This is a genomic window from Xanthomonas sp. NCPPB 1826 (genome assembly GCF_056725285.1).
In genome coordinates, this window is sequence record NZ_CM161521.1 from 4,542,872 (window position 1) to 4,565,010 (window position 22,139).

Genomic DNA, 22,139 nt, shown 5'->3' on the forward strand with positions numbered 1-22,139 from the left:
CTCATGCAACGTTGCGGCCGGCGCCGGATCGCTGCCAGCGTCCAGTGGAAACCATGATGCCGACGCGACAGTCGGCGCTGCCGGTGCAGCGCTGACTGACGCGCGTACAGCCCATTGGCCTCACCGCCATGCGTGCAGGGCCGGTTGACTCTCCCACCCCGGCTGCACAAGCTGCATGACCACTGTGCAACTGGCTCTGGCATGTCTGCTCCGGAACACCTGGAATCCCCGCTCTACCTGGGCCTGATGTCGGGCACCAGCGCCGACGGCATCGATGCCGCACTGGTGCGCTTTGCCGATGACAGCCATCGCCGCTGCGAACTGGTTGCCGGCACCACCGTGGCCTGGGAGCCGCAACTGCGCGACACGCTGGTGATGCTGGGCCAGGGCGCCGACGTGATCGCCATCGATGCGCTTGGACGCCTGGATGCGCAGGTGGGGCTGGCGTTTGCGGCCGCGGCCAATCAACTGATCCGCGACAGCGGCGTCGCGCGTGGGCGCGTTCGCGCGATCGGCTCGCATGGGCAGACCATTCGGCATCGCCCCAAGGCCGATCCGGCCTTCACTTGGCAGATCGGCGATGCCAGCCGGATTGCCGAGCACACCGGCATCACCACGGTGGCCGATTTCCGCCGTCGCGATGTGGCTGCCGGCGGCCAGGGCGCGCCGCTGATGCCGGCCTTCCATCTGGCCATGCTGGGCACGGGCGATGAAGACCGCGCGGTGCTCAATCTGGGCGGCATCGGCAACCTGACGCTGATCCCGCGCGATGGCGCGGTGCTGGGCTTCGATACCGGGCCGGCCAATGCATTGCTGGACAGCTGGTGCCAGCAGCATCGCGGCACCCCGTTCGATGCCGACGGTGCGTTTGCCGCCAGCGGGCGAGTCGATACCGCACTGCTGCAGGCGTTGCTGGCCGACCCGTGGTTTGCGCTGGCACCGCCCAAGAGCACCGGACGCGAGCAGTTCCATCTGGACTGGGCGATGCAGGCAATGCGGTCGCTGGGAGACGTAGCGCTGTCTGCGGCCGATGTGCAGGCGACCCTGCTCGAACTGACCGCGGCCAGCGTCGCCGACGCGTTGCTGCGGCTGCAGCCCGATACCCGCCGGGTGCTGGTGTGCGGTGGCGGGGTGCGCAATCCGATGTTGATGGCACGACTGACGGCGCGACTGCCGGGCGTGGTGGTGGAATCCAGCGCGCGGCATGGGCTGGATCCGGACTATCTGGAGGCAATGGGGTTCGCATGGTTGGCCGCGGAGCTGCTTGTAGGCCGTGCCGCCAATCTGCCGTCGGTGACCGGGGCGGCCGGGCCGCGGTTGCTGGGGGCGATCTATCCGGCGTGAGGGGGCTGGATCAATGCGAGCGCCCGCATTCGCAGCATCCTCGCGCCGAATGGATTCGCACGCGAGGCAGCGCTGGCTGACCGTTTACAACGCTACGGACTATTCCCCGCCGGCAGCGCCTTGAGCGCGGCAATCGCTTCGGCCAGGGCATCGACTTCCGGGTGTTGCAGACCGCCGGTGACTTCGTATTCGCTGGCGAACAGGCCCTGTTCGAGCAGATGCATCACGGTCTGATGCTGGGTCCAGCCGCGAGCGACGGAGATGCGACGAATCCTGTCCACCAGCAATGGATCGATGTCCCGCAACACCAGATCGGTCATGCCTACTCCCTATTCGCAGGTCCCCGGCGCGTTGGATGATCATCCCGCAGCGCCGGGGCCACCTGCAACCGTCAAGCTGCGGCAGTGTGCCGGCGCTGCTGCAGGATAAGCATCCCGCACAGGATCACTACGGGGATCGCAACCAGCGCTGTCCCGACGAAGAACAAGGCATACCCTTCCAGCAGGGTTCGTCCCTGTGACAGTGCCTGGACCGACCAGCCCGAGAAGCCTTTCAGCGCCTTGCCCGGCATGGCATAGAACGAGCTCAGTAAAGCGTACTGAGTTGCGGTATAGCCAAAACTCGTGAGGCTGGACATGTAGGCGATCAGCGCGGTTCCGGCAAAGCCGTTGGCGAAGTTATCGATTGCCATCGCCACTGCAAATTTGCTTGTGTCCGGCCCGACATAGGCCAGCCATGCAAATGCCAGATTCGAACAGGGACCCAATACTGCACCAGCCATCAAGGTCGCAAGCACTCCCCAACGCACGGAGACCAGACCGGCCGCTGCAATGCCGACGAACGTGGCAACCAGACCCACCGAGCCTCGGATGGCACCGACGGTATCCTCGGACAAGCCGAGGTCGACGTAGAACGGGTTGGCCATCGGCCCCATCACGAAATCGGCCATGCGATAGACGCTGATGGCCACCAGGATCAGGATTGCGCCACTGCGGTGCTCACGAATGAAGGCGAGAAAGGGCCCGGCGATGGCGTCGAACAGCCCTCGCGGCGTCCATAGCGACGCAGCCTGCGCTTGTACGGCGATGATTTCGCGGGCCGGCTCACCTGCCATCGTTACGGCGATCACACCCAGCACCATCAGCGCCGCCATGACTTCATAGGACACTTGCCAGCCGACGCGTGCGGCGATGATCAGGATCAGCGCATCGGTGACTAACAGCGCCGAGCGATAGCCTAGTGCCGACGCAGACGTCAGCAGGCCGAGCTGTTCACTATTGTCGGCACTTTCAATGCGCCATGCGTCGATGACGATGTCCTGGGTAGCGGAGGCAAAGGCAACCACCACCGCCATCACGCCGAACACCACCAAGTGTTCCCAGGCGACGCCCATCACCAGTATCTGGCCGCCCTTGGGCTGGACCAGCGCCATCCCAACCAGGCCCGTCGCAACGACCGCCTGCGATAGCAGCATCCAGCCGCGGCGGCGTCCCAATCGGCCCAGCAGCGGCACGTCTGTCTTGTCGACAATCGGTGCCCACAAGAACTTCATGGTGTAAGCCAGGCCCACCCAGGACAGGAAACCGATCGTGTCCAGCTCGATGCCTTGCTTGCGCATCCAGAAGCCGAGCGTGTTGCCAACCAGATACAACGGCAGACCGGAACTGAAGCCCAGCAACAGCATCGCCAGCACTTTGCGCTGGCGCAGGTTAGTCAGTACTTGCTGCCAGCGCTGACGTGGCTTGGTGACCTCACTCACTCCGCGTAATCCACGATGTACGGCGCGTGGTCGGAGAAGCGCTGCTCGCGGTAGATGGAGCAGGCCTTCACCTTGTCGCGCAGGCCGGGGGTGACCAGTTGGTAGTCGATGCGCCAACCGACGTTGTTGGTGCGCGCTGCGCCGCGGTTGCTCCACCAGGTGTAGTCCTGGCCCTGGGGATGCAGCACGCGGTAGGTGTCGACCCAGCCGCGGCCGCTGGCGGCGTTGGTGTCTTCCAGCGCATCGGCGCACAGGCCGTTGAGCCAGTCGCGCTCGGGCGGCAGGCAGCCGGAATTCTTCTGGTTGGACTTCCAGTTCTTGATGTCCAGCGCCGAGCGCACGATGTTCCAGTCGCCGCACAGCACGTACTGCCGGCCGCTGGCCAGCCACTGCTCCAGGATCGGCCGCAGCCATTCCATCACCTGGAACTTGTAGCCCTGGCGCAACTCGCCCGACGAGCCGGACGGGATATAGAAGGACACCACGCTGAGGTTGCCGAAGCGCGCTTCGACATAGCGGCCTTCTTCGTCGAACTCGGGCCAGCCCAGCGCGGTGCGCACTTCATCGGGCTCATGCCTGCTGTAGATGGCCACGCCGCTGTAGCCCTTCTTGGTGCTGGCGTCGCGGAACCAGGCCTTGTAGCCGGTGGGCAGGAACTTGGGACCGGCCAGCTGATGCTCCTGGGCCTTGGTCTCCTGCACGCACAGCACGTCGGCGTCCTGGTCGGCGAACCACTCGAAGAAACCCTTGGTGACGGCCGAGCGCAGGCCGTTGGCGTTGAAACTGATGATGCGCATGGATGAAGAGCCGGGATTCGGGAATGGGGATTGGAGATTCGGGAAAGCGTACCGCATCAGCGGATGCCGCAAGGCGCGACCGGCTATGCTTTCTAATCCCGAATCCCCATTCCCCAATCTCGTCACCATGACCGACCACCGCACCCGTTTCCTGCAGCTGGCCCTGGGCGCCGATGCCCTGCGCTTTGGCGAGTTCACGCTCAAGTCCGGGCGGCTCAGCCCGTATTTCTTCAATGCCGGGCGCTTCGATTCGGGCGCCAAGACTGCGCAGCTGGCGCAGTGCTATGCCGATGCGATCGACGCGGCGGGGTTGGAGTTCGATCTGTTGTTCGGGCCGGCCTACAAGGGCATCCCGCTGGCGACCGCACTGGCCTGCGCCTACGCCGGGCGCGGGCGCGACCTGCCGCTGGCGTTCAACCGCAAGGAAGCCAAGGACCATGGCGAGGGCGGCAGCCTGATCGGTGCGGCGCTTGAGGGCCGCAAGGTGCTGATCGTCGACGACGTGATCACTGCCGGCACCGCGATCCGCGAGGCGCTGGGCATCATCCGTGGCGCCGGCGGCATTCCGTCCGGGATCGTGGTGGCGCTGGACCGGCAGGAGATCGCCTCCGAGCAGGATCGCCGCTCGGCTGCGCAGGCGGTGGCGGCCGAGGCCGGCATCCCGGTGATCGCGGTGGCCAACCTGGGCGACCTGCTTGCTTTTGCGGCAGGAAACGCCGACCTTGTGGGCTTCCGGGAACCGCTGCTGGCCTATCGTGGCCGCTACGGCACCGACACCACAGGCTGACGGCAGGCGACAGGGGGCTGCGATGATGCCGAGACACACCCGTTTGGCGTTACTCGCCGCCGTTGCGGCAGCCGTGGCCGCCGCGCCTGCCATCGCGCAGGACAAGCCGGCCGCGAAGAAGCTGTATTGCTGGAACCAGAACGGCGCCCGGGTGTGCAGCGATACGCTGCCGCCGGAGGCGGTCAATCAGGCGCGCGACGAATTCAACGCCAAGAGCGGCCTGCGCAGCGCCGAGGTGCAGCGCGCCATGAACAGCGACGAGCGCGCCGCAGCAGCCGCCAGCGAGCAGCAACGCCAGGCCGACCTGGCCGCCGAGCAGATGCGCCAGCGCACCGACCAGGCGATGTTGATGTCCTACCAGAGCGAGGACGACCTGCGCCGGGTGTTCAACGAGCGCATCGCCATCGTCGACAACAACATCCACACCGCGCGCTTCAACGTGACCAGCCTGCGCGAAGGGCTGGCCAGCATGCTGCGCAGCGCCGGCGACCGCGAACTGGCCGGCCAGGCGGTGGCCGACAAGCTGGCCGCCGACATCCAGCAACGCCATCGCGAGCTGATGGCGCAATTGCGTCTGCAGACCAGCTTCGAGCAGCAACGGGTGGCGCTGGACGGCGAGATCGCCGACATCCTGCAGCGCTACCGGGCGATGAAGGAGCCGCCGGCCGGCGCGGCGCCCACCGGCTGACCGGCGCAGCCGTCATTCCCGCCCGTGCAGCGCACTGCCGCGGGCGGCATTTCCCGATCCGACGCCCTGCCCGCATAATGGCCGGTCTTACTCCCTGCCCACGAGGCTCTCCCGCATGGCCCGGATCATCGCCATTGCCAACCAGAAAGGCGGCGTCGGCAAGACCACGACCGCGGTCAATCTGGCGGCCGGCCTGGCGCGCGCGCCCAAGCGCGTGTTGCTGGTGGATCTGGACTCGCAGGGCAACGCGACCATGGGCAGCGGCATCGACAAGCGCGACGTGGCTGCCTCGACCTGCGACCTGTTGCTGGGCGAAAACACCGCCGCCGAAATCCGGGTCACCGCGCCGGAAGGCTTCGACCTGCTGCCGGGCAACATCGACCTGACCGCAGCCGAGATCCAGCTGATGGATCAGGGCGAGCGCGAGCAGCGGCTTAAGCGCGCCCTGGCGCCGATCCGCGACGAGTACGACTTCATCCTGATCGACTGCCCGCCGGCGTTGTCGCTGCTGACGCTCAATGCCCTGACCGCGGCCGATTCGATCATCGTGCCGATGCAGTGCGAGTACTACGCACTGGAAGGACTGACCGCGCTGCTGGAAACCATCGAGGCGTTGCGCGCCAACCTCAATCCGGCGCTGGAAATCGAAGGCGTGCTGCGCACGATGTTCGACATCCGCAACAACCTTGCCAATGCGGTGTCGGCAGAGCTGACCGAGCATTTCGGCGACAAGGTGTTCCGCACCATCGTGCCGCGCAACGTGCGCCTGGCCGAAGCACCCAGCCATGGCCAGAGCATCGTCGGTTACGACCGCACCTCGCGCGGTGGCGTGGCCTACCTGGGGCTGGCCGGCGAAATCGTGCGCCGCCAGAACGACCGCAACAAGGCCTACCGGCCCGTGGAGACCGTCTGATGAACAAGCCGATCCCCGCAAAGAAGCGCGGCCTGGGCCGTGGCCTGGAAGCGCTGCTGGGGCCGAAGGGCGCGGCCGCCGCCGCGGCGCCGAGCGCGGCCAGCGAGGAGGCCTTGCAGCCGGGCGACAGCCTGCGCCGGTTGCCGGTCACCCAATTGCAGCCGGGCAAGTACCAGCCGCGTAAGGAGATGGACGAGGTCAAGCTGGCCGAGCTGGCGGAGTCGATCAAGGCGCAGGGGGTGATCCAGCCGATCGTGGCGCGCGAGCTGGCGCCGGGGCAGTTCGAGATCGTGGCCGGCGAACGTCGCTGGCGCGCCTCGCAGCTGGCCGGGCTGAGCGAAGTCCCGGTGGTGGTGCGCGAGCTGGACGACCGCACCGTCATCGCGATGGCGCTGATCGAGAACATCCAGCGCGAAGACCTCAACCCGCTGGAAGAAGCGCAGGCGCTGCAGCGCTTGATCGACGAATTTTCGCTGACCCACGCCGAGGCCGCCGGTGCGGTGGGCCGCTCGCGCGCATCGGTGTCCAACCTGCTGCGGCTGCTGGAATTGCCGGTGGCGATCCGCGTGCTGCTGGAAACCCGCCGCCTGGAAATGGGCCATGCGCGTGCGCTGCTGACCCTGGCGCCGGAGCTGGCCAGCAAACTGGCACAGGAAGCGGCCGACCAGGGCTGGTCGGTGCGCGAGGTCGAACACCGTGCGCAGCAGTTCGCCGCCGGCAAGGTGCCCGGCGCATTGCGCAAGGGCAAGCCGGCCGCCGCTGCGCCGCAGGCCGATATCGCCTCGCTGGAGACCGAACTGTCCGAATCGCTGGGCACCAAGGTGGTGTTCAACCACGGCCGCGGCGGCAAGGGCAAGCTGGTGATCCACTACACCGACCTGGACACGCTGGACGGCGTGCTCGAACGCCTGCGCCTGCAGCGCAGCTGAGCCTGTGCACCCGCACCAGGAGCATCCCCGGCAATGAATCCCGCCAAGGTCGATCGCAAGCACCTGCTGCATCTGACCGACCTGCCGAACGTGGGGCCGGCCTGCGAAAAGGATCTGCAGCGGATCGGCATCCGGGTTGCCGCGCAACTGCGCGGTCGCGATGCATACGACATGTATGCGCAGCTGTGTCTGCGCACCGGCGTGCTGCACGATCCCTGCGTGATCGACGTGTTCCTGTCGATCACGCGCTTCATGCAAGGCGAGGCGCCACGGCCGTGGTGGGCGTTCAGCGCCGAACGCAAGGCAACCCTGGCCAGCGAAGCACCGCTCAGTCTGGGGTGAGTGCGCGCATGCGATCAGATGCGGCCATCAACCGGAGCAACCCATGAGCACTGAAGACGACCAGATCAGCCCCGGCGGCAGCACGCTGATGCTGCACGCGCAGGAAAAAGCATTCGAGCCGGCACACGGCGGCGACTGCATCGAGCAGATCAGCGCACATATCGAGCAGCACCTGGGGCCGATCTCGGGAGTCCTGCACGAAATCATCTCCGACGCCGTGCATCTGGACGTGCATGTGGTGCCCGCCACCGCGGATGTCCCGTACCTGCGGCTGGTGACCTCGGGCATGAGCGACCGGCCGATGACCCTGCCCGAGGGCGTGGAAGCGCCGCAGTACATGGAGCTGATGCTGAGCCTGCCCGCCGATTGGCCGATGGACCAGCGCGACTTCGAAGACCCGCGCCACTACTGGCCGATCCGCCTGCTCAAGACCCTGGCCCGGCTGCCGCACAAGTTCGACACCTGGCTGGGCTTCGGCCACACCATTCCCAATGGCCATCCGGCCGAACCCTACGCACCCGGCGTGCGCTTCGATGGCGCCATCGTGCTGCCGCCGGTGAGCACGCCCGAGGGATTTGCGCGCCTGGCCATCGATGCCGACAAGACCATCGTGTTCATGACCGTGGTGCCGCTGTATCCGGAGGAGATGGCGCTGAAACTGAAGGACGGCAGCGATGCGCTGCTGGATCGCTTCGATGCCAAGGGGATTGGGGACATCATTGCGCTCGATCGCGTCAACGTCGCCAAAAAGCGCTTCGGGCTGTTCTGAGCGCCACCTGCCTGCCCGCCCGCTTCCGATATCTCCAGGACCACTGCAATGACCATTCTCGTCACCGGCGCCGCCGGTTTCATCGGGGCCTACACCTGCCGCGCGCTGGCTGCGCGCGGCGAGTCGGTGGTGGGCCTGGACAACTACAACAGCTACTACGACCCGCAGCTCAAGCGCGACCGGGTGGCGGCGCTGTGCCCGGGCATCGACATCCGCACGCTGGACCTGACCGACCGCGACGGCCTGGCCGCGTTGTTCGACCAGATCCGGCCCACACGCGTGGTGCATCTGGCCGCGCAGGCGGGGGTGCGTTACTCGCTGGAAAACCCGTCCGCCTACGTCGACAGCAACCTGGTCGGCTTCGTCAACATGCTCGAACTGTGCCGGCACCGCGGTGTGCAGCACCTGGTGTATGCCTCGAGCAGTTCGGTGTACGGCGATTCGGCCACCCCGCCGTTTTCCGAAGACCAGCGCGTGGACCAGCCGCGCTCGCTGTATGCGGCGACCAAGGCCGCCAACGAGCTGATGGGCTATACCTATGCGCAGCTGTACGGCCTGCGCGCGACCGGGCTGCGGTTCTTCACCGTGTACGGGCCGTGGGGCCGGCCGGACATGGCGCCGCTGATCTTCAGCCGCGCGGTGCTGGCGGGGCGGCCGATCGAGGTGTTCAACCACGGCAGGATGCAGCGCGACTTCACCTTCGTCGACGACATCGTGGCCGGCGTGCTGGGCGCGCTGGACACGCCCAGCGGCGAGCCGGTGCCGCACCGGGTGTTCAACCTTGGCAACCACACACCGGTGGAGCTGGAATACTTCATCGACGTGATTGCACAGGCTGCCGGGCGCCCGGCCGAGAAGGTCTACCGGCCGATGCAGCCGGGCGACATGATCCGCACCATGGCCGATACGCAACGCGCGCACGCCGCCTTCGGCTTCGAGCCGGCCACCCCGGTCGAGCACGGCCTGCCGCAGGTGGTGGACTGGTGCCGCAGTTATTTCGGCGAGCGCGCCTAGGGCGCGCTTGCGCGGCGGCACAGCGACTAGGCGATCGCACATCGCCGCGAGGTCACGCCCGCAGCGACGGGCGCATCGGCAGGCGGCGCGCTGGAGCGTTGAGCTTTCCGCGCCCTACCTGCACCATCCTGGCGCGGATCACGACCTCCTGCCGGCTGCGCGTGTCCGGTTATTTAACACGCTAGTACACGCTACAGGCTGCTTGACGCTCGCTCCAGCGCACACAACGCGGGTTCGCTTCATGCCTGACTCAGACAGTCAGGGCACAATGCGCGATCTTTTTCGCTCAGCCTTCATCTGGCCACCACGAATCCATGAGCCAACCCCAGCTTTCCGTCGTCGTCCCGGTGTTCAACGAGCGCGATAACGTCGCCGCCCTGGTCGGCGAGATCGTCGCCGCCTTGCGCGGGCTGGTGGCGTTCGAGATCGTCTATGTCGACGACCACTCGCGCGACGACACCCTGGCGGTACTGCAAGGCCTGAAGACCACCACGCCGGAACTGCGCGTGCTGCATCATGTGACCCAGAGCGGCCAGAGCACGGCGGTGCGCAACGGCGTCAAGGCCGCGCGTGCGAGCTGGATCGCCACGCTCGACGGCGACGGCCAGAACGATCCGGCCGACATTCCCAAACTGCTGACCGCGCGCGCCAGCGCCGAGCCGCAGGTGAAGCTGTTCGCCGGCTGGCGGGTCAACCGCCAGGATTCGGGGTCCAAGCGCTGGGCCAGCAAGTGGGCCAACGCGATCCGTTCGCGCATGCTGCACGACAACACCCCTGATACCGGCTGCGGCATCAAGCTGTTCGAGCGCGAGGCGTTCCTCGACCTGCCCTACTTCGATCATATGCACCGCTATCTGCCGGCGTTGATGCAGCGCGCCGGCTGGCGCACGGTGAGCGTGCCGGTGCATCACCGCCATCGCACCGCCGGCGTGTCCAAGTACAACAACCTCAATCGCGCACTGGTCGGCATCCGCGACCTGCGCGGCGTGGCCTGGTTGATCACCCGCAGCAAGCGCACCGTGGTGCAGGAGCGCTGATGGAACTGCATTGGCTGGATCAACCGCTGACCTGGCTGTACTGGACCGGGCTGCATGTCACCGGCTGGAAGCTGATCGGCTACGTGGGCGCACTGATGTTCGGCGGCCGCTGGCTGGTGCAATTCGTCGCTTCCAAGCGCGCCGGCAAGCCGGTGATCCCGCGCATGTTCTGGTACATGAGCGTGGTCGGCAGCCTGATGACGCTGAGCTACTTCGTGTTCTCTGCCAAGCAGGATTCGGTGGGGGTGCTGCAGAACCTGTTCCCGGCGTTTACCGCGTTCTACAGCCTGTATCTGGATGTGAAGCATCGCGGCTGGAGGCGGGATCGGGCGGTGCATTGAGCGGGGATTGGGGATTGGGGATTGGGGATTCGTAAGTGCGGCACTCCCGCTCCGCGTTTCCGGACTTCGAGGCGATGCGGGCGTAGCTGAGCTGATTGAGCGTGCTGCATTGGCTCTGCTTTCGGTGGATAACGTCAGGGGCTCGCTAGCTGGGGTCAAAGCGTTTTTTTCGTACGTCGCGATGCGATGGTTACCGACCTGGGATGAGGCGCGTGGCCGATGCCGCGGCTGTTTGCTCATCGGCATGCTGTGCCTATGTCCAGCGCGCTCCTCCATCGTCCGTTGTCCGGGTCGGCACCGATTGCGGCGCATTGGCACCTGCGGCTGTACACGCATCAGCAGGTGCCGTTGTTTGCCGAATGGCGTTGCGCGCGAGCGGCCGCAGCCAGCCTTGCGGCCGCCGGTCATTGGCGGGGTGCGCAGTTGCTGTGCTGGGTGCTGCTGCCGGACAGTTGGTGCGCGCTGTTGCAGGCGCCGGGCAAGGCTGCGCTGCTGCAACTGGCTTGGGTCGCACGACAGGCGGCTGCCGAGGCGGTCAATCGCGCGCGCGGCCGTGGCGGGACGGTGTGGCAGCCGCAGATGCAGGCATCGGCGCTTGCGCCGACTGAGGACCACCGACAGTTCGCGCGCGCGCTGGTGGCGTTGCCAGTACGCGCAGGGCTGGCCGCGCAGATCGGTGGGTATCCGTACTGGGATGCGGTCTGGCTGTTGCACGGCCACGCTGCACACGGCGCCGCGATTGCAGCGCCTGATGATCGCGCACGTATGCCGGGTCCGGGAGGCAGGTGACCGTGATCGCGTGCGTCCGTCCGGCGCGAACCAGACATCGTGTTGTGCATCTTCGCCTGTCAGCCTTGCGGGATATCTGTGCGAGCGACGTCTGCTCGATCAACATTTGACGTCCAGCGGCGCCTGCTCGATCAACGTCTGACGTCGAGCGGCGTCTGTTCGGGCGACGTCTGACGTCGACCGCCTACGCCTGTCGGAGCGGGCTGCGCGCTGCGGTGATCGCCTGCATCTGCCAGTGCCGAGCACGGTGTGGTCGGCAGCTACGGCGACGCGACCTGCCCTGCCGGTGCGCCGGCAGGGCAGTCGCCCGTGACCCACCGGCCGGTCAAAATTCCAGTGGATGGTCCGGCAGCAGGGCCTGCAACTGGCTGCGGAACAACCCGCGAATCCGCTGCAGTGCGTCTTCGGTATCGGCCTCGAAGCGCAGCACCAGGATCGGCGTGGTGTTGGAGGCACGCACCAGGCCCCAGCCGTCGGCGAAGTCCGCACGCAATCCGTCGATCGTCGACAGCCGCGCCGATTCGAACGGCGATTCCTCACCAGCCTGGGCACGCTCGACAATGCGCGCGACCAGCGCGTGCGCATCGCCATCCACCGGCACCTTGATTTCCGGCGTGGACACGCTTTCGGGCAGGGCGTCCAACACCTCCGACGGGGTTTCCTCGCGCTGGGCCAGGATTTCCAGCAGGCGTGCGGCCGCATAGATGCCGTCGTCGAAACCGTACCAGCGCTCCTTAAAGAAGAAGTGCCCGCTCATCTCGCCGGCCAGTTCGGCGTCGGTCTCGCGCATCTTGGCCTTGATCAACGAATGCCCGGTCTTCCACATCAACGGGCTGCCGCCGTTGCGCAGCACGTGATCGGACAACTTGCCGGTGCATTTGACGTCGTAGATCACCAGCGCGCCGGGATTGCGCTGCAGCACATCGGCGGCGAACAGCATCAGCAGACGGTCCGGGAACACCATAGCGCCCTGCTTGGTGACCACGCCCAGACGATCGGCATCGCCATCGAAGGCCACGCCGATATCGGCATCGAAGCGCTGCACCATCTTGACCAGGTCGTCGAGGTTGTGCGGCTCGCTCGGATCGGGATGATGATTGGGGAAGGTGCCGTCGATCTCGCAATACAGCGGGATGACCTCGGCGCCGATCGCTTCCAGCAGGCGCGGCGCGATATCGCCGGCCACGCCGTTGCCGGCATCCACCACCACCTTGATCGGGCGGTCCAGTTGCACGTCGTCGGCGATGCGCTGGATGTAGGCGTCGCTGATGTCGCGCTGTTCCAGCTCGCCAGGCGTTGCCGCGGTATGCAGGCGGCCTTCGTTGATGCGCTGGTGCAGTTCGGCGATCGCCGCCCCGGACAGGGTCTCTCCACCGATCACGATCTTGAAGCCGTTGTAGTCGGGCGGATTGTGGCTGCCGGTGACCGCCACGCAGCTGCCGGCGCGTAGTTCGTAGGCGCCGAAGTACACCACCGGGGTGGGCGCCAGGCCGATGTCGATCACCTGGCAGCCGGCGCGGCGCAGGCCGTCGATCAGGCCGTTGGCGAGCTCCGGGCCCGACAGCCGTCCATCGCGGCCGACCACCACCTCGCGCAGGCCCTGCGCCTGCATCACGCTGCCGATGGCCTGGCCGATCAACGCTGCGACGCCGGGGTTGAGGTCCTTACCGACCACGCCACGGATGTCGTAGGCGCGGAACATCTCGGTGGCGACCTGCACGGCCGGCACCAGCGCCGGCGGTGCGGGCGGCGCATCTGCCTCCAGCGCGCGCGCTTGGCTGGCGAGGCTGGCGTCGTGCTGCAGGCTCTGGCTGAAGGTGGGTTCGTCGGCGGTCGGCTCACCGGTCACGCGGCGACGCGGCAAGGCGACGCGGCCACGGCTGGCCAGCACCAACAGCACGGCGATGACGAGCAGCAGCGCGGCCACGATCGCACAGCCCACGGCGCCCAGACCCAGCGGGCCGTCATCGCGTTGCGGTACCGCGGCGGCCACGCGCAGGCCGCTGTTACCCAATGGCCTGGCCAGGGTTTCGGCGGCATCGCCCAGCACCGCATCGCCTTGCTGGGCGACGTTGTAGCTGCCCTGGCGCAAGGCCAGGTACGCGCTGCCGGGCACTGCGATCGCATCCAGCGGGCCGGTCAGACGCAACAACGGCAGCCGCGCGTACGCCACCGCCGGCTGCGCGCCCAGGCGCACCGCTGCCGCCACGCCGAGACGGACCTGCTTGGCATCGCGCACCACGTGCACCTGCGCACGCTCTGCCACCAGTGCCGACTCGAGCAGGCTCAGCCGCGCGTAGCCGAAGTCCTTGGGATTGTCGTAGGCGGCAGCGAGGTCGCCGGACAGGACCTGCACATCCTCGGCGCCCTTGAAGCGCTCGCGGATGCTTGAGGCGGCCGCCAGCGCGTCGCCATTGGCCAACGCGGCGATGACCTGTGGCTGCTTGAGCACGGCGTCGAGCTGGCTGGCCTGCTGGGCCATGGCTCGGCTGATGTCCTGCACGGCGCGGTCGCGCGCCTGTTCCAGCTCCTGCGCAACCGCATCCTGGCGCCATTGCGTGTAGCTGCTCCAGCCGAACCAGGCAGCCAGCAGCACCAATACCCCCCCCAACACCGGACCACTCGTACGCACGCTGGACATCGACTGCCTGCGCTCGTTCGCCTTGCTCATGTGACGTCCCCCGTCAGCGCACGCCGGTGTGGCCGAATCCACCCGCTCCCCGCGCGCTGTCGACGAAAGTATCCACCACTTGCAAGCCCACGCGCACGATCGGCAGGATCACCAGCTGGGCGATGCGGTCGCCCGGCTCGATGGTGAAGGCCTCACGGCCGCGATTCCAGGTACTGATCAGCAGCGGCCCTTGGTAATCGGCATCGATGAGTCCGGTGCCGTTACCGAGCACGATGCCGTGGCGATGGCCCAGGCCCGAGCGCGGCAGGATCACCGCGCACAGCTGCGGGTCGGCCAGATGGATGGCGATGCCGCTGGGAATCAGCGCCGCATCGCCGGGCTCCAGTGTCATCGGCGCTTCCAGCGCCGCGCGCAGGTCCATGCCGGCGCTGGCGTCGGTGGCGTAGGCCGGCAGCGGCCACAGATCGCCAAAGCGCGGGTCGAGCAGCTTCACCTGCAAGGACTGGGTCGGGGTGCTCATGCCTGCAATCTCTCCGCGATCAGGGCCAACAGCTGGTCGGCCAGTTCGGTCTTGCTGCTGCTGGGGAAGGCGCGCTCGCCGCCCTGCCAGTAGGCGGTGGCGGCGTTGTTGTCGCTTTCGAAGCCGCCGCCCTCGATCCCCACCTGGTTGGCGATGATCAGGTCCAGCCGCTTGGCGGCCAGCTTGCCACGCGCGTAATGCTCCACGTCGTGCGTTTCGGCGGCAAAGCCGACCACCAGCTTCAGCGCGCCGGTCTGCGCGGCGACCTCGGCCAGGATGTCCGGGGTGCGCACCAGCTCCAGGGTCAGCGTCTCGCCGGTCTTCTTGATCTTCTGCGCGACCACCCGCTTGGGGGTGTAGTCGGCCACCGCAGCGGCGCCGATGTAGATGTCGGCCGGGAACGCACCCAGCACCGCATCGCGCATCTGCGCAGCGGAGCGCACGTCGATCCGCCGCACCCCGGCCGGGGTGGTCTGGTGCACCGGGCCGCTGACCAGTACCACGTCGGCGCCCTGGCTGGCGGCGGCCGCGGCCAGCGCATAGCCCATCTTGCCGCTGCTGCGGTTGCCCACGTAGCGCACCGGATCCAGGTCCTCGAAGGTGGGGCCGGCGCTGATCACGATGCGCAGGCCGTCCAGTTGCGCGCTGCTGGGCACGAACGCCGGGGCGGCAGCAGCCTTGGAGGCGATCGGCGCGGCGCTGCCGGCACCGCCGGCCAGGGCGGCGATGATCGCCGCCGGCTCGGCAAGCCGGCCGGGGCCGGACTCGCCTTCGGCCAGCGGGCCGTCCTCGGGACCGACCACGCGCACGCCGCGCGCGGACAGGGTCGCCACGTTCGCCTGCGTGGCCGGGTGCAGCCACATGCGGTGGTTCATTGCCGGGGCCACGGTCAGCGGCGCGGTGGTGGCCAGGCACAGCGTGCTGACCAGATCGTCGGCCAGGCCGTGCGCCAGCCGCGCCAGCAGGTCGGCGGTGGCCGGAGCGACGATCACCTGATCGGCCCAGCGCGCCAGTTCGATATGTCCCATCGCCTGCTCGGCGGCGCTGTCCCACAACGTGGTGCGGGTGGGCTGCCCGGACAGGGCCTGGAAGCTGAGCGGGGTGACGAATTGTTGCGCGCCGCTGGTCATGGCGACCTGCACCTGCGCACCGGCGTCGCGCAGGCGACGGACCAGTTCGAGCGATTTGTAAGCGGCAATGCCTCCGCCGACGCACAGCAGCAAGCGCTGTCCGTTCAGGGGGCGGGCCTGAGTGGAGCCGATCACGTCGGAGTCGTCCTACGGTTACAAGGACAACTAGATTAGCCGATGCCCCCGTCCGGCCTGATAGGCGTGAGCGATGAGCACCGGCAATCTCGCCATATGCACATTCACGACTGGCCCACCCACGAACGCCCGCGCGAAAAACTTCTGGCGCGCGGGGCGCCTGCCCTGTCCGATGCCGAGCTGCTGGCGATCTTTGTCGGCTCCGGCCTGCGCGGCCAGGACGCCGTCCAGACCGGACGCAATCTGCTGCTGCGCCACGGCCCGCTGCGCGTGCTGCTGGATCGCATGGCGCCCGCCCTGGCGCGCCTGCCCGGCCTGGGTCCGGCCTCGGCCTGCAAGCTCAGTGCAGCGCTGGAACTGGCGCACCGCCACCTGCTGAGCGCACTGGAACGCGGCGACGCGCTCAGCGACCCGCCCAGCGTCGGCCGCTACTTTTCGCAGCGGCTGCGTGCGCGCCCCTACGAGGTGTTCGCGGTGCTGTACCTGGACACCCGCCATCACGCCATCGCCTTCGAGGAAGTGTTCACCGGCACCATCGACGGGGCCGACATCCACCCGCGCGAAGTGGTGCGGCGGGCGCTACTGCACAACGCCGCGGCGGTGATCGTCGGGCACAACCATCCGTCCGGCAATCCGGAGCCGTCCGAGGCCGACCGCGCGGTCACCCGGCGCCTGCTGGATGCGTTTGAGCTGGTGGATATCCGCCTGCTGGACCACTTCGTGATCGGCGACGGGCGTCCGGTCTCGCTGGCCGAGCGCGGCTGGCTGGGATAAGCGCGTGGCGGTGACCTGAACCATCGGCCCGACCCCGGGGCGCGCGGTCGGGTAAAATCGGTGGTTTCGTTCCAAGCAGATCCCACGTGAAAGCCCAACTCCGCGCACTGATCGGCCAAGGCATTGAAGCCTTGCGCGCCAACGGTACCCTGCCTGCCGACACCCTGCCGCCGGATTTTGTGGTCGAGCGGCCCAAGACGCGCGAGCACGGCGACTTCGCCACCAATGCCGCGATGCTGCTGGCCAAGCCGGCGCGCAGCAACCCGCGCGCGCTGGCCCAGGCGCTGGTCGCCGCACTGCCGGCCAGCGACGACGTGGCCAAGGTGGAGATCGCCGGCCCGGGCTTCATCAATTTCCATCTCGCCCCCACCGCCTACCAGCGCGAAGTGGCGCATGTGCTCAAGCAGGGCCACGACTACGGCCGCGGGCTGGCCGGCAACGGCCGCTCGGTGGGCGTGGAATACGTGTCGGCCAACCCGACCGGCCCGCTGCACGTCGGCCACGGCCGCGCCGCGGCGATCGGCGACAGCCTGGCACGCGTGCTCGATGCCAACGGCTGGAACGTCAAGCGCGAGTTCTACTACAACGATGCCGGCGTGCAGATCGAGAACCTGGCCTTGTCGGTGCAGGCGCGCGCGCAGGGGCTCACCCCCGACAGCGACGGCTGGCCGGAGAACGGCTACCGCGGCGATTACATCGCCGATGTGGCCACCGCCTATCTGGCTGGCGACACCGTCGACCTGGAAGGCCACCTGGTCACCGGCGGCAAGGACCCTGCCGACTTCGACGCGATCCGCCGCTTCGCCGTGGCCTACCTGCGTAACGAGCAGAACCACGACCTGGCTGCGTTCCGCGTCGATTTCGATATCTATTTCCTAGAAAGCTCGCTGTACAAGGACGGCAAGGTCGAAGAGGCGGTGCAAAAGCTGATCGCCTCCGGCCATACCTACGAAGAAGGCGGCGCGTTGTGGTTGAAGTCCACCGACTTCGGCGACGACAAGGACCGGGTGATGCGCAAGTCCGATGGCACCTACACCTACTTCGTGCCGGACGTGGCCTATCACCTGACCAAATGGCAGCGCGGCTACGAGCGCGCGATCACCGAGCTGGGGGCCGATCACCACGGCTCGCTGACGCGCGTGCGCGCCGGCCTGCAGGCGCTGGAACTGGGCATCCCGCAGGGCTGGCCGGAGTACGTGCTGCACCAGATGGTCACGGTGATGCGCGGCGGCGAGGAAGTGAAACTGTCCAAGCGTGCCGGCAGCTACGTCACCCTGCGCGATCTGATCGAGGAAACCAGCGCCGATGCGGTGCGCTGGTTCCTGATCGCGCGCAAGCCCGACTCGCAGCTCACCTTCGACATCGACCTGGCGCGGCAGCAGAGCAACGACAACCCGGTGTTCTACGTGCAGTACGCGCATGCCCGCGTCTGCAGCGTGCTGCGGCAGGCGCAGGAGAAGGGCTACAAGTACGAGCAGGCGCACGGACTGGCCGAGCTGGCGCGCCTGGACGACGAGCATTCGCTCAACGTCATGGTCGAGCTGTCGCGCTATGCGGACGTGGTGGAAATCGCCGGGCAGACGCTGGAGCCGTACCAGATCGCGCAATACCTGCGTGAATTGGCGCACGCCTTCCACACGTGGTATCACAACACCAAACTGCTGGTGGACGATGCCGCAGAGCGCGACGCCAAGCTCACCCTCGCCGTCGCCACGCAACAGGTGCTCGCCAACGGCCTGGAACTGCTTGGCGTCAGCGCCCCAGAAAAGATGTAAGCCGGGCCGCATGGCCCGCAACGACGTGATTCGGAGAAGTGGTAGATGGCAGCACGACGCGGTAAGAGTCAGGCGCGACGCAACACCAGCAATGGCACCCCCGGTTGGGTGTGGTTGGTGGCGGGCGCTGCGATTGCGGCAGTGATCTTTCTGGCCGCGCCCAACCTGTTCAAGAAGGACGGCGACGGCTTCCTGCGCGTAGGCCCACGCGCCAACCCCGACGCACAGCCCGAGCCGGTGGCCGATGCCGACGTGGATACGCCGGCCGAGCTGCCCAAGCCCAGCGCGCAACCGCCCAAGCAGCAGGCCAAGCCGGGTGATGCGCAGACCCAGTACGACTTCTATACCTTGCTGCCCGGCAAGGAAGTGCAGATGTCCGATGCCGAACTGGCGGCCAGCGCGCGCGCCGAGGAAGCCGCACGCGCGCGCGCGGCGCTGGAAGGCAAGCCGGTCGCGCCTGCACCGGGCGCGAGCGTGGCGGCAGCCACGCCGGCCGCCAGCGTGCCGGTCCCGTTGACCGAAACGGCCGCCAGCGCACCGAAGCCATTGGCCGAGACCGCTCCGGCACGCCCGGCCGCCACGCCGGCGCCGGCCAGCACTGCGGCACTGAGCACGCCGGCTGCAACCGCTGCGCCGAAGCCGGCAGCGACGGCAGCAGCTGTCACCCCGGCCGCTGCCTCTGCAGTGACCGACAACACCCGCTACATCCTGCAGGCCGGCTCGTTCGGCGCCTCCGGTGATGCCGAATCGACCAAGGCCAAGCTGGCGATGATGGGCCTGGCCGCACGCGTGGAGTCGGCCGACATCAGCGGCAAGACCGTCTACCGCGTGCGCATGGGGCCGTACGGCAGCGCCAGCGAACTGGCCGAAGCCAAGCAGAAACTGACCGGTAGCGGCTTGCCCGCCATTGCGATCAAGGCGCAGTAGCCGCAGTGCTGCAGCGCACCGCCGGCCTGTGGTTGTGGTGGGGACTGATCGGCGCGGCGCACGCCACCGAGCAGATTCCCGACCGCATCCGGATCGACGGGCAGGACGCGGTGCTGCTGGCCGAGCCATTGGCGCCGGTGCTGGACGACCAGGCCACCTGGCAACGTTTCGTGGCGCGTGCGCGGCCGGCGCTGGGCAGTTGCAGTGCAAACTGGCGCGGCTACCAGGCCGATTGGCGCGTGGAGCAGGCGCAGGTGCTGCTGGATCGCATCGTCATCGGTGCCTGCGACACCGCGCCGCCAGCGTTACCGCTCGAAGTGTTGTTCCCCGGGCGAACCGCTCCGGTCGCCGCGGACTGGATCGATGGCGAGCTGGTGGTCGCCCTGCCAACCGCTGCGGGTCCCGGCGAAAGCGCACCCGGCGCCGCAGAAGCACCGTATCTGCTCCTGCAGGTGCAACACGGCCGCGTAGTGACGCGCGAGCCGCTCAGTGAGGCCGAGCTGCGCGCGCGCCGTGCCCAGGCCCACGCACCCGGCGCTGCCACCACCCCCTGATCCCTTTGCCTGACCCCCTCGTTCGCAGGAGTTATCCCCCATGTCCAAGACTGTTCTGATCACCGGTGCCACCTCCGGATTCGGCAGCGCCGCCGTGCGCCGTTTTGCCGCCGCCGGCTGGAAGATCATCGCCACCGGCCGCCGCGCCGAGCGCCTGGATGCGTTGGCGGCCGAGCTGCCCGCCGGCCAGGTGCACACCGCTGCCTTCGACATGCGCGATGCGCAGGCCCTGTCGGCAGCGATCGATGCATTGCCGGCCGAGTTTGCCGACATCGATGTGCTGGTCAACAACGCCGGGCTGGCGCTGGGCACCGCGCCCGCGCAGCAGGCCGACCTGACCCAGTGGCAGCAGATGATCGACACCAATGTGACCGCTCTGGTCACCCTCACCCACCGCCTGCTGCCGGCACTGATCGCACGCCGTGGCGCCATCATCAACATCGCCTCGGTCGCGGCGACCTACCCCTACACCGGCGGCAATGTGTACGGCGGCACCAAGGCGTTCGTGCAGCAGTTTTCGCTGGGCCTGCGCGCGGACCTGCACGGCACCGGCGTACGCGTGACCTCGATCGAACCGGGCATGGCCGAAACCGAATTCACCCTGGTGCGCACCGGCGGCAACCAGGCCGCCTCCGACACCTTGTACCGTGGCGCCACCCCGATGACCGCCGAGGACATTGCCGAGCAGATCTTCTATGTCGCCAGCCTGCCGGCGCATCTGAACATCAATCGGCTGGAAATCATGCCGGTCACGCAGTCGTTCGCCGGTTTCCAGGTGGCGCGCGACGCGCAGTAACGATGGCCTGCAACGCCAGTGCCTCGGTCGCGCCGCGATCCGCTGGTGTGGCGGTCGGCGCGCGAGCAGATCGCGCCGCATCCAAGCTGGGTGCGGCGCGGCAACCGGCGTACCGCCAGGGATGACGACAACGCCGCGCATTGCGCGGCGTTTTGCTTTGCCCGGTCAGCCGCGATCGGCGGCAACCAACGGCTGCGCGCCTGGCCGCAGCATCTTGTCGCGCAGTTGCAGGAACGGGCGCTCCGCCGCGTAGTGCAACAGCGCGCCGCCCAGCACTGCCACCAGGCCATACACCGCAAATGCCAGCACGCCGCGCCCCTCCAGCGCCGGGCCGAACCAGCCCTGGGTGAGATGGAAGACGGCCTTGTGGGTCAGATACAGGCTGTAGGAGATGGCCGCCAGCCATGCCGCGCCCGGTACGCGCAAACCACCGAGCACACCGCTGCTGGCGGTGCCGGCGAGCACCAGCAAGGCCAGCCCCAGCGACAGCACCGGCCAGCCCACCGCATTGCCGATCAGGCCGGTGCGCTCGCGGAACAGCCACAGTGCCAGCGCCAGAATCGCCACGCCCGCACACAGGATGGCGTTGCCGTGCTGCTGCAGCCGTTGCCACGTCATGGGGCGAAACACCTTCAGTACCGCCAGCACGACACCGGCCAGCAGACCGTCCAGACGGTTCCAGGTCGGGTAGTAGATGTCTTCGATAAACCAGTTGCGCTGCAGCCCGGCGCCAGCGCTGTCCAGGGCGGTGTTGTGCCACCAGATGCCGGCACGCAGCGCGATGCCTGCAACCACGACCAGCACGCAGAGCACGCCAAAGCGTGCAGCCGAGGGCCGACGCAGCAGCAGCGTCGCCAGCAACGGAAATACCAGATAGAAATGTTCTTCCACGCACAGCGACCAGGCGTGCGAGAACGCGGCATCACGGCCGTAGTCGACGAACAGGTTCAGGGTGAAGGTGACGAACATCCACCACGGCGCCAGCCCGGGCGACTCGCGAAAGTCCGGCCACGCCATGTAGATCACCAGCACCAGCAAGAACGCCGGCAGGATGCGAAACGCGCGGCGCAGATAGAACTCCTTGAAGTCCAGGCGTTGCCCGCGCGCCAGCGGCCTCAGCACCTGCGTGCCGATCAGAAAGCCGCTCAGGACGAAGAACAGGTCCACGCCCATCCAGCCGTAGCGCGACAACCACGCCCAGTCCGGCCCCAGACCGCCGACCACGAAGGAATGGAACAGCATCACCCAGACAATGGCGATGCCACGCAGCAGATCGAGAGCGGGATAGCGCATGCGGGCGATGTAAAGCCGAGGGAGCCCGATTGTGCCGCATCCCGTCGATGCGACGATGCCGGCTCCAGCGCTGGCGCATTCGCCAGCTCGGATC

General features: G+C 67.7%; 23 protein-coding genes. 16 read left to right on the top strand and 7 right to left on the bottom strand.

The genetic code is table 11. From position 1 onward, the window contains the following. Window positions 1-201 precede the first annotated feature (201 nt). The gene (locus AC1PLA_RS19075) at window positions 202-1,344 is read left to right on the top strand and encodes an anhydro-N-acetylmuramic acid kinase (protein WP_481105146.1); all 1,143 of its coding nucleotides are present in this window, start codon (window positions 202-204) and stop codon (window positions 1,342-1,344) included. A gap of 92 nt (window positions 1,345-1,436) precedes the next feature. On the opposite strand, the gene AC1PLA_RS19080 is transcribed toward AC1PLA_RS19075, so the two are convergent. From AC1PLA_RS19080 to AC1PLA_RS19090, 3 genes are all read right to left on the bottom strand, one after another. Further along, window positions 1,437-1,664 carry a hypothetical protein gene (locus AC1PLA_RS19080; protein ID WP_016901952.1) on the bottom strand — a complete coding sequence of 76 codons (228 nt, stop codon included), beginning with the start codon at window positions 1,662-1,664 and terminating at the stop codon, window positions 1,437-1,439. A gap of 71 nt (window positions 1,665-1,735) precedes the next feature. After that, window positions 1,736-3,103, bottom strand: a complete 1,368-nt coding sequence (locus AC1PLA_RS19085) for an AmpG family muropeptide MFS transporter (RefSeq protein ID WP_481105147.1) — start codon at window positions 3,101-3,103, stop codon at window positions 1,736-1,738. After that, window positions 3,100-3,900, bottom strand: coding sequence for an exodeoxyribonuclease III (locus AC1PLA_RS19090; RefSeq protein ID WP_016901954.1), 801 nt, complete (start codon window positions 3,898-3,900; stop codon window positions 3,100-3,102). Before AC1PLA_RS19090 ends, AC1PLA_RS19085 begins: the two co-directional genes overlap by 4 nt. A 127-nt stretch (window positions 3,901-4,027) precedes the next feature. Between AC1PLA_RS19090 and pyrE the strand changes: the two genes are divergently transcribed. The 10 genes from pyrE to AC1PLA_RS19140 all read left to right on the top strand — a co-directional run bounded on the left by pyrE (window position 4,028) and on the right by AC1PLA_RS19140 (window position 11,509). Further along, window positions 4,028-4,687 (top strand): orotate phosphoribosyltransferase, encoded by a 660-nt coding sequence (gene pyrE / locus AC1PLA_RS19095; RefSeq protein WP_349780527.1) that lies wholly within the window; start codon window positions 4,028-4,030, stop codon window positions 4,685-4,687. Between the two features lie 22 nt (window positions 4,688-4,709). After that, window positions 4,710-5,375 (top strand): hypothetical protein, encoded by a 666-nt coding sequence (locus tag AC1PLA_RS19100; protein WP_100224744.1) that lies wholly within the window; start codon window positions 4,710-4,712, stop codon window positions 5,373-5,375. Between the two features lie 115 nt (window positions 5,376-5,490). Continuing rightward, window positions 5,491-6,288, top strand: coding sequence for a ParA family protein (locus AC1PLA_RS19105; RefSeq protein WP_016901957.1), 798 nt, complete (start codon window positions 5,491-5,493; stop codon window positions 6,286-6,288). After that, on the top strand, window positions 6,288-7,217 hold the full coding sequence (locus AC1PLA_RS19110; RefSeq protein ID WP_039510312.1) for a ParB/RepB/Spo0J family partition protein: 930 nt from the start codon (window positions 6,288-6,290) through the stop codon (window positions 7,215-7,217). The genes AC1PLA_RS19105 and AC1PLA_RS19110 overlap by 1 nt, the downstream gene beginning before the upstream one ends. Window positions 7,218-7,250: 33 nt before the next feature. Then, window positions 7,251-7,559: a helix-hairpin-helix domain-containing protein gene (locus tag AC1PLA_RS19115; protein ID WP_016901959.1), complete on the top strand. Its 309-nt coding sequence runs from the start codon at window positions 7,251-7,253 to the stop codon at window positions 7,557-7,559. Between the two features lie 43 nt (window positions 7,560-7,602). After that, window positions 7,603-8,328 (top strand): suppressor of fused domain protein, encoded by a 726-nt coding sequence (locus tag AC1PLA_RS19120; protein WP_166764791.1) that lies wholly within the window; start codon window positions 7,603-7,605, stop codon window positions 8,326-8,328. A gap of 48 nt (window positions 8,329-8,376) precedes the next feature. Beyond that, a complete protein-coding gene (locus AC1PLA_RS19125) occupies window positions 8,377-9,342 on the top strand; it encodes an SDR family NAD(P)-dependent oxidoreductase (RefSeq protein ID WP_102251042.1) in 966 nt (321 codons plus the stop codon). 314 nt (window positions 9,343-9,656) lie between these two features. Beyond that, window positions 9,657-10,379 carry a glycosyltransferase family 2 protein gene (locus AC1PLA_RS19130; protein WP_024940453.1) on the top strand — a complete coding sequence of 241 codons (723 nt, stop codon included), beginning with the start codon at window positions 9,657-9,659 and terminating at the stop codon, window positions 10,377-10,379. After that, complete coding sequence (locus AC1PLA_RS19135) at window positions 10,379-10,720, top strand: lipid-A-disaccharide synthase N-terminal domain-containing protein (RefSeq protein ID WP_016901963.1); 342 nt, start codon at window positions 10,379-10,381, stop codon at window positions 10,718-10,720. Before AC1PLA_RS19130 ends, AC1PLA_RS19135 begins: the two co-directional genes overlap by 1 nt. A gap of 255 nt (window positions 10,721-10,975) precedes the next feature. Continuing rightward, the gene (locus AC1PLA_RS19140; protein WP_481105148.1) at window positions 10,976-11,509 is read left to right on the top strand and encodes a transposase; all 534 of its coding nucleotides are present in this window, start codon (window positions 10,976-10,978) and stop codon (window positions 11,507-11,509) included. A 325-nt stretch (window positions 11,510-11,834) separates the two neighbouring features. On the opposite strand, the gene AC1PLA_RS19145 is transcribed toward AC1PLA_RS19140, so the two are convergent. The 3 genes from AC1PLA_RS19145 to coaBC are packed head-to-tail and all read right to left on the bottom strand — an operon-like array spanning window position 11,835 to window position 15,926. Further along, on the bottom strand, window positions 11,835-14,180 hold the full coding sequence (locus AC1PLA_RS19145) for a phosphomannomutase/phosphoglucomutase (RefSeq protein ID WP_481105149.1): 2,346 nt from the start codon (window positions 14,178-14,180) through the stop codon (window positions 11,835-11,837). Window positions 14,181-14,193: 13 nt separating this feature from the next. Continuing rightward, a complete protein-coding gene (dut, locus tag AC1PLA_RS19150) occupies window positions 14,194-14,661 on the bottom strand; it encodes a dUTP diphosphatase (protein ID WP_016901966.1) in 468 nt (155 codons plus the stop codon). Then, complete coding sequence (coaBC, locus tag AC1PLA_RS19155; protein ID WP_349780533.1) at window positions 14,658-15,926, bottom strand: bifunctional phosphopantothenoylcysteine decarboxylase/phosphopantothenate--cysteine ligase CoaBC; 1,269 nt, start codon at window positions 15,924-15,926, stop codon at window positions 14,658-14,660. Before coaBC ends, dut begins: the two co-directional genes overlap by 4 nt. Before the next feature lie 96 nt (window positions 15,927-16,022). Here coaBC and radC point away from each other — a divergent pair, with 96 nt between their 5' ends. From radC to AC1PLA_RS19180, 5 genes are all read left to right on the top strand, one after another. After that, a complete protein-coding gene (gene radC / locus AC1PLA_RS19160; protein WP_481105150.1) occupies window positions 16,023-16,700 on the top strand; it encodes a RadC family protein in 678 nt (225 codons plus the stop codon). A gap of 86 nt (window positions 16,701-16,786) precedes the next feature. Further along, window positions 16,787-18,475, top strand: a complete 1,689-nt coding sequence (argS, locus tag AC1PLA_RS19165; protein ID WP_481105151.1) for an arginine--tRNA ligase — start codon at window positions 16,787-16,789, stop codon at window positions 18,473-18,475. Window positions 18,476-18,520: 45 nt separating this feature from the next. After that, window positions 18,521-19,402 carry an SPOR domain-containing protein gene (locus AC1PLA_RS19170; protein ID WP_481105152.1) on the top strand — a complete coding sequence of 294 codons (882 nt, stop codon included), beginning with the start codon at window positions 18,521-18,523 and terminating at the stop codon, window positions 19,400-19,402. Window positions 19,403-19,407: 5 nt separating this feature from the next. Beyond that, the gene (locus AC1PLA_RS19175; RefSeq protein ID WP_481105153.1) at window positions 19,408-19,956 is read left to right on the top strand and encodes a hypothetical protein; all 549 of its coding nucleotides are present in this window, start codon (window positions 19,408-19,410) and stop codon (window positions 19,954-19,956) included. Between the two features lie 40 nt (window positions 19,957-19,996). Next, window positions 19,997-20,752, top strand: a complete 756-nt coding sequence (locus tag AC1PLA_RS19180) for an SDR family NAD(P)-dependent oxidoreductase (protein ID WP_016901972.1) — start codon at window positions 19,997-19,999, stop codon at window positions 20,750-20,752. A gap of 165 nt (window positions 20,753-20,917) precedes the next feature. On the opposite strand, the gene AC1PLA_RS19185 is transcribed toward AC1PLA_RS19180, so the two are convergent. Further along, complete coding sequence (locus tag AC1PLA_RS19185) at window positions 20,918-22,045, bottom strand: acyltransferase family protein (protein WP_481105154.1); 1,128 nt, start codon at window positions 22,043-22,045, stop codon at window positions 20,918-20,920. Between the last annotated feature and the right edge of the window lie 94 nt (window positions 22,046-22,139).

Excerpts from the sequence above, each read along its gene's own strand:
- AC1PLA_RS19075 (WP_481105146.1), top strand. The coding sequence starts at position 202 with ATGTCTGCTCCGGAACACCTGGAATCCCCGCTCTACCTGGGCCTGATG.
- AC1PLA_RS19080 (WP_016901952.1), bottom strand. The coding sequence starts at position 1,664 with ATGACCGATCTGGTGTTGCGGGACATCGATCCATTGCTGGTGGACAGG.
- AC1PLA_RS19090 (WP_016901954.1), bottom strand. The coding sequence starts at position 3,900 with ATGCGCATCATCAGTTTCAACGCCAACGGCCTGCGCTCGGCCGTCACC.
- pyrE (WP_349780527.1), top strand. The coding sequence starts at position 4,028 with ATGACCGACCACCGCACCCGTTTCCTGCAGCTGGCCCTGGGCGCCGAT.
- AC1PLA_RS19100 (WP_100224744.1), top strand. The coding sequence starts at position 4,710 with ATGATGCCGAGACACACCCGTTTGGCGTTACTCGCCGCCGTTGCGGCA.
- AC1PLA_RS19105 (WP_016901957.1), top strand. The coding sequence starts at position 5,491 with ATGGCCCGGATCATCGCCATTGCCAACCAGAAAGGCGGCGTCGGCAAG.
- AC1PLA_RS19110 (WP_039510312.1), top strand. The coding sequence starts at position 6,288 with ATGAACAAGCCGATCCCCGCAAAGAAGCGCGGCCTGGGCCGTGGCCTG.
- AC1PLA_RS19115 (WP_016901959.1), top strand. The coding sequence starts at position 7,251 with ATGAATCCCGCCAAGGTCGATCGCAAGCACCTGCTGCATCTGACCGAC.
- AC1PLA_RS19120 (WP_166764791.1), top strand. The coding sequence starts at position 7,603 with ATGAGCACTGAAGACGACCAGATCAGCCCCGGCGGCAGCACGCTGATG.
- AC1PLA_RS19125 (WP_102251042.1), top strand. The coding sequence starts at position 8,377 with ATGACCATTCTCGTCACCGGCGCCGCCGGTTTCATCGGGGCCTACACC.
- AC1PLA_RS19130 (WP_024940453.1), top strand. The coding sequence starts at position 9,657 with ATGAGCCAACCCCAGCTTTCCGTCGTCGTCCCGGTGTTCAACGAGCGC.
- AC1PLA_RS19135 (WP_016901963.1), top strand. The coding sequence starts at position 10,379 with ATGGAACTGCATTGGCTGGATCAACCGCTGACCTGGCTGTACTGGACC.
- AC1PLA_RS19140 (WP_481105148.1), top strand. The coding sequence starts at position 10,976 with ATGTCCAGCGCGCTCCTCCATCGTCCGTTGTCCGGGTCGGCACCGATT.
- AC1PLA_RS19145 (WP_481105149.1), bottom strand. The coding sequence starts at position 14,180 with ATGAGCAAGGCGAACGAGCGCAGGCAGTCGATGTCCAGCGTGCGTACG.
- dut (WP_016901966.1), bottom strand. The coding sequence starts at position 14,661 with ATGAGCACCCCGACCCAGTCCTTGCAGGTGAAGCTGCTCGACCCGCGC.
- radC (WP_481105150.1), top strand. The coding sequence starts at position 16,023 with ATGCACATTCACGACTGGCCCACCCACGAACGCCCGCGCGAAAAACTT.
- AC1PLA_RS19170 (WP_481105152.1), top strand. The coding sequence starts at position 18,521 with ATGGCAGCACGACGCGGTAAGAGTCAGGCGCGACGCAACACCAGCAAT.
- AC1PLA_RS19180 (WP_016901972.1), top strand. The coding sequence starts at position 19,997 with ATGTCCAAGACTGTTCTGATCACCGGTGCCACCTCCGGATTCGGCAGC.
- AC1PLA_RS19185 (WP_481105154.1), bottom strand. The coding sequence starts at position 22,045 with ATGCGCTATCCCGCTCTCGATCTGCTGCGTGGCATCGCCATTGTCTGG.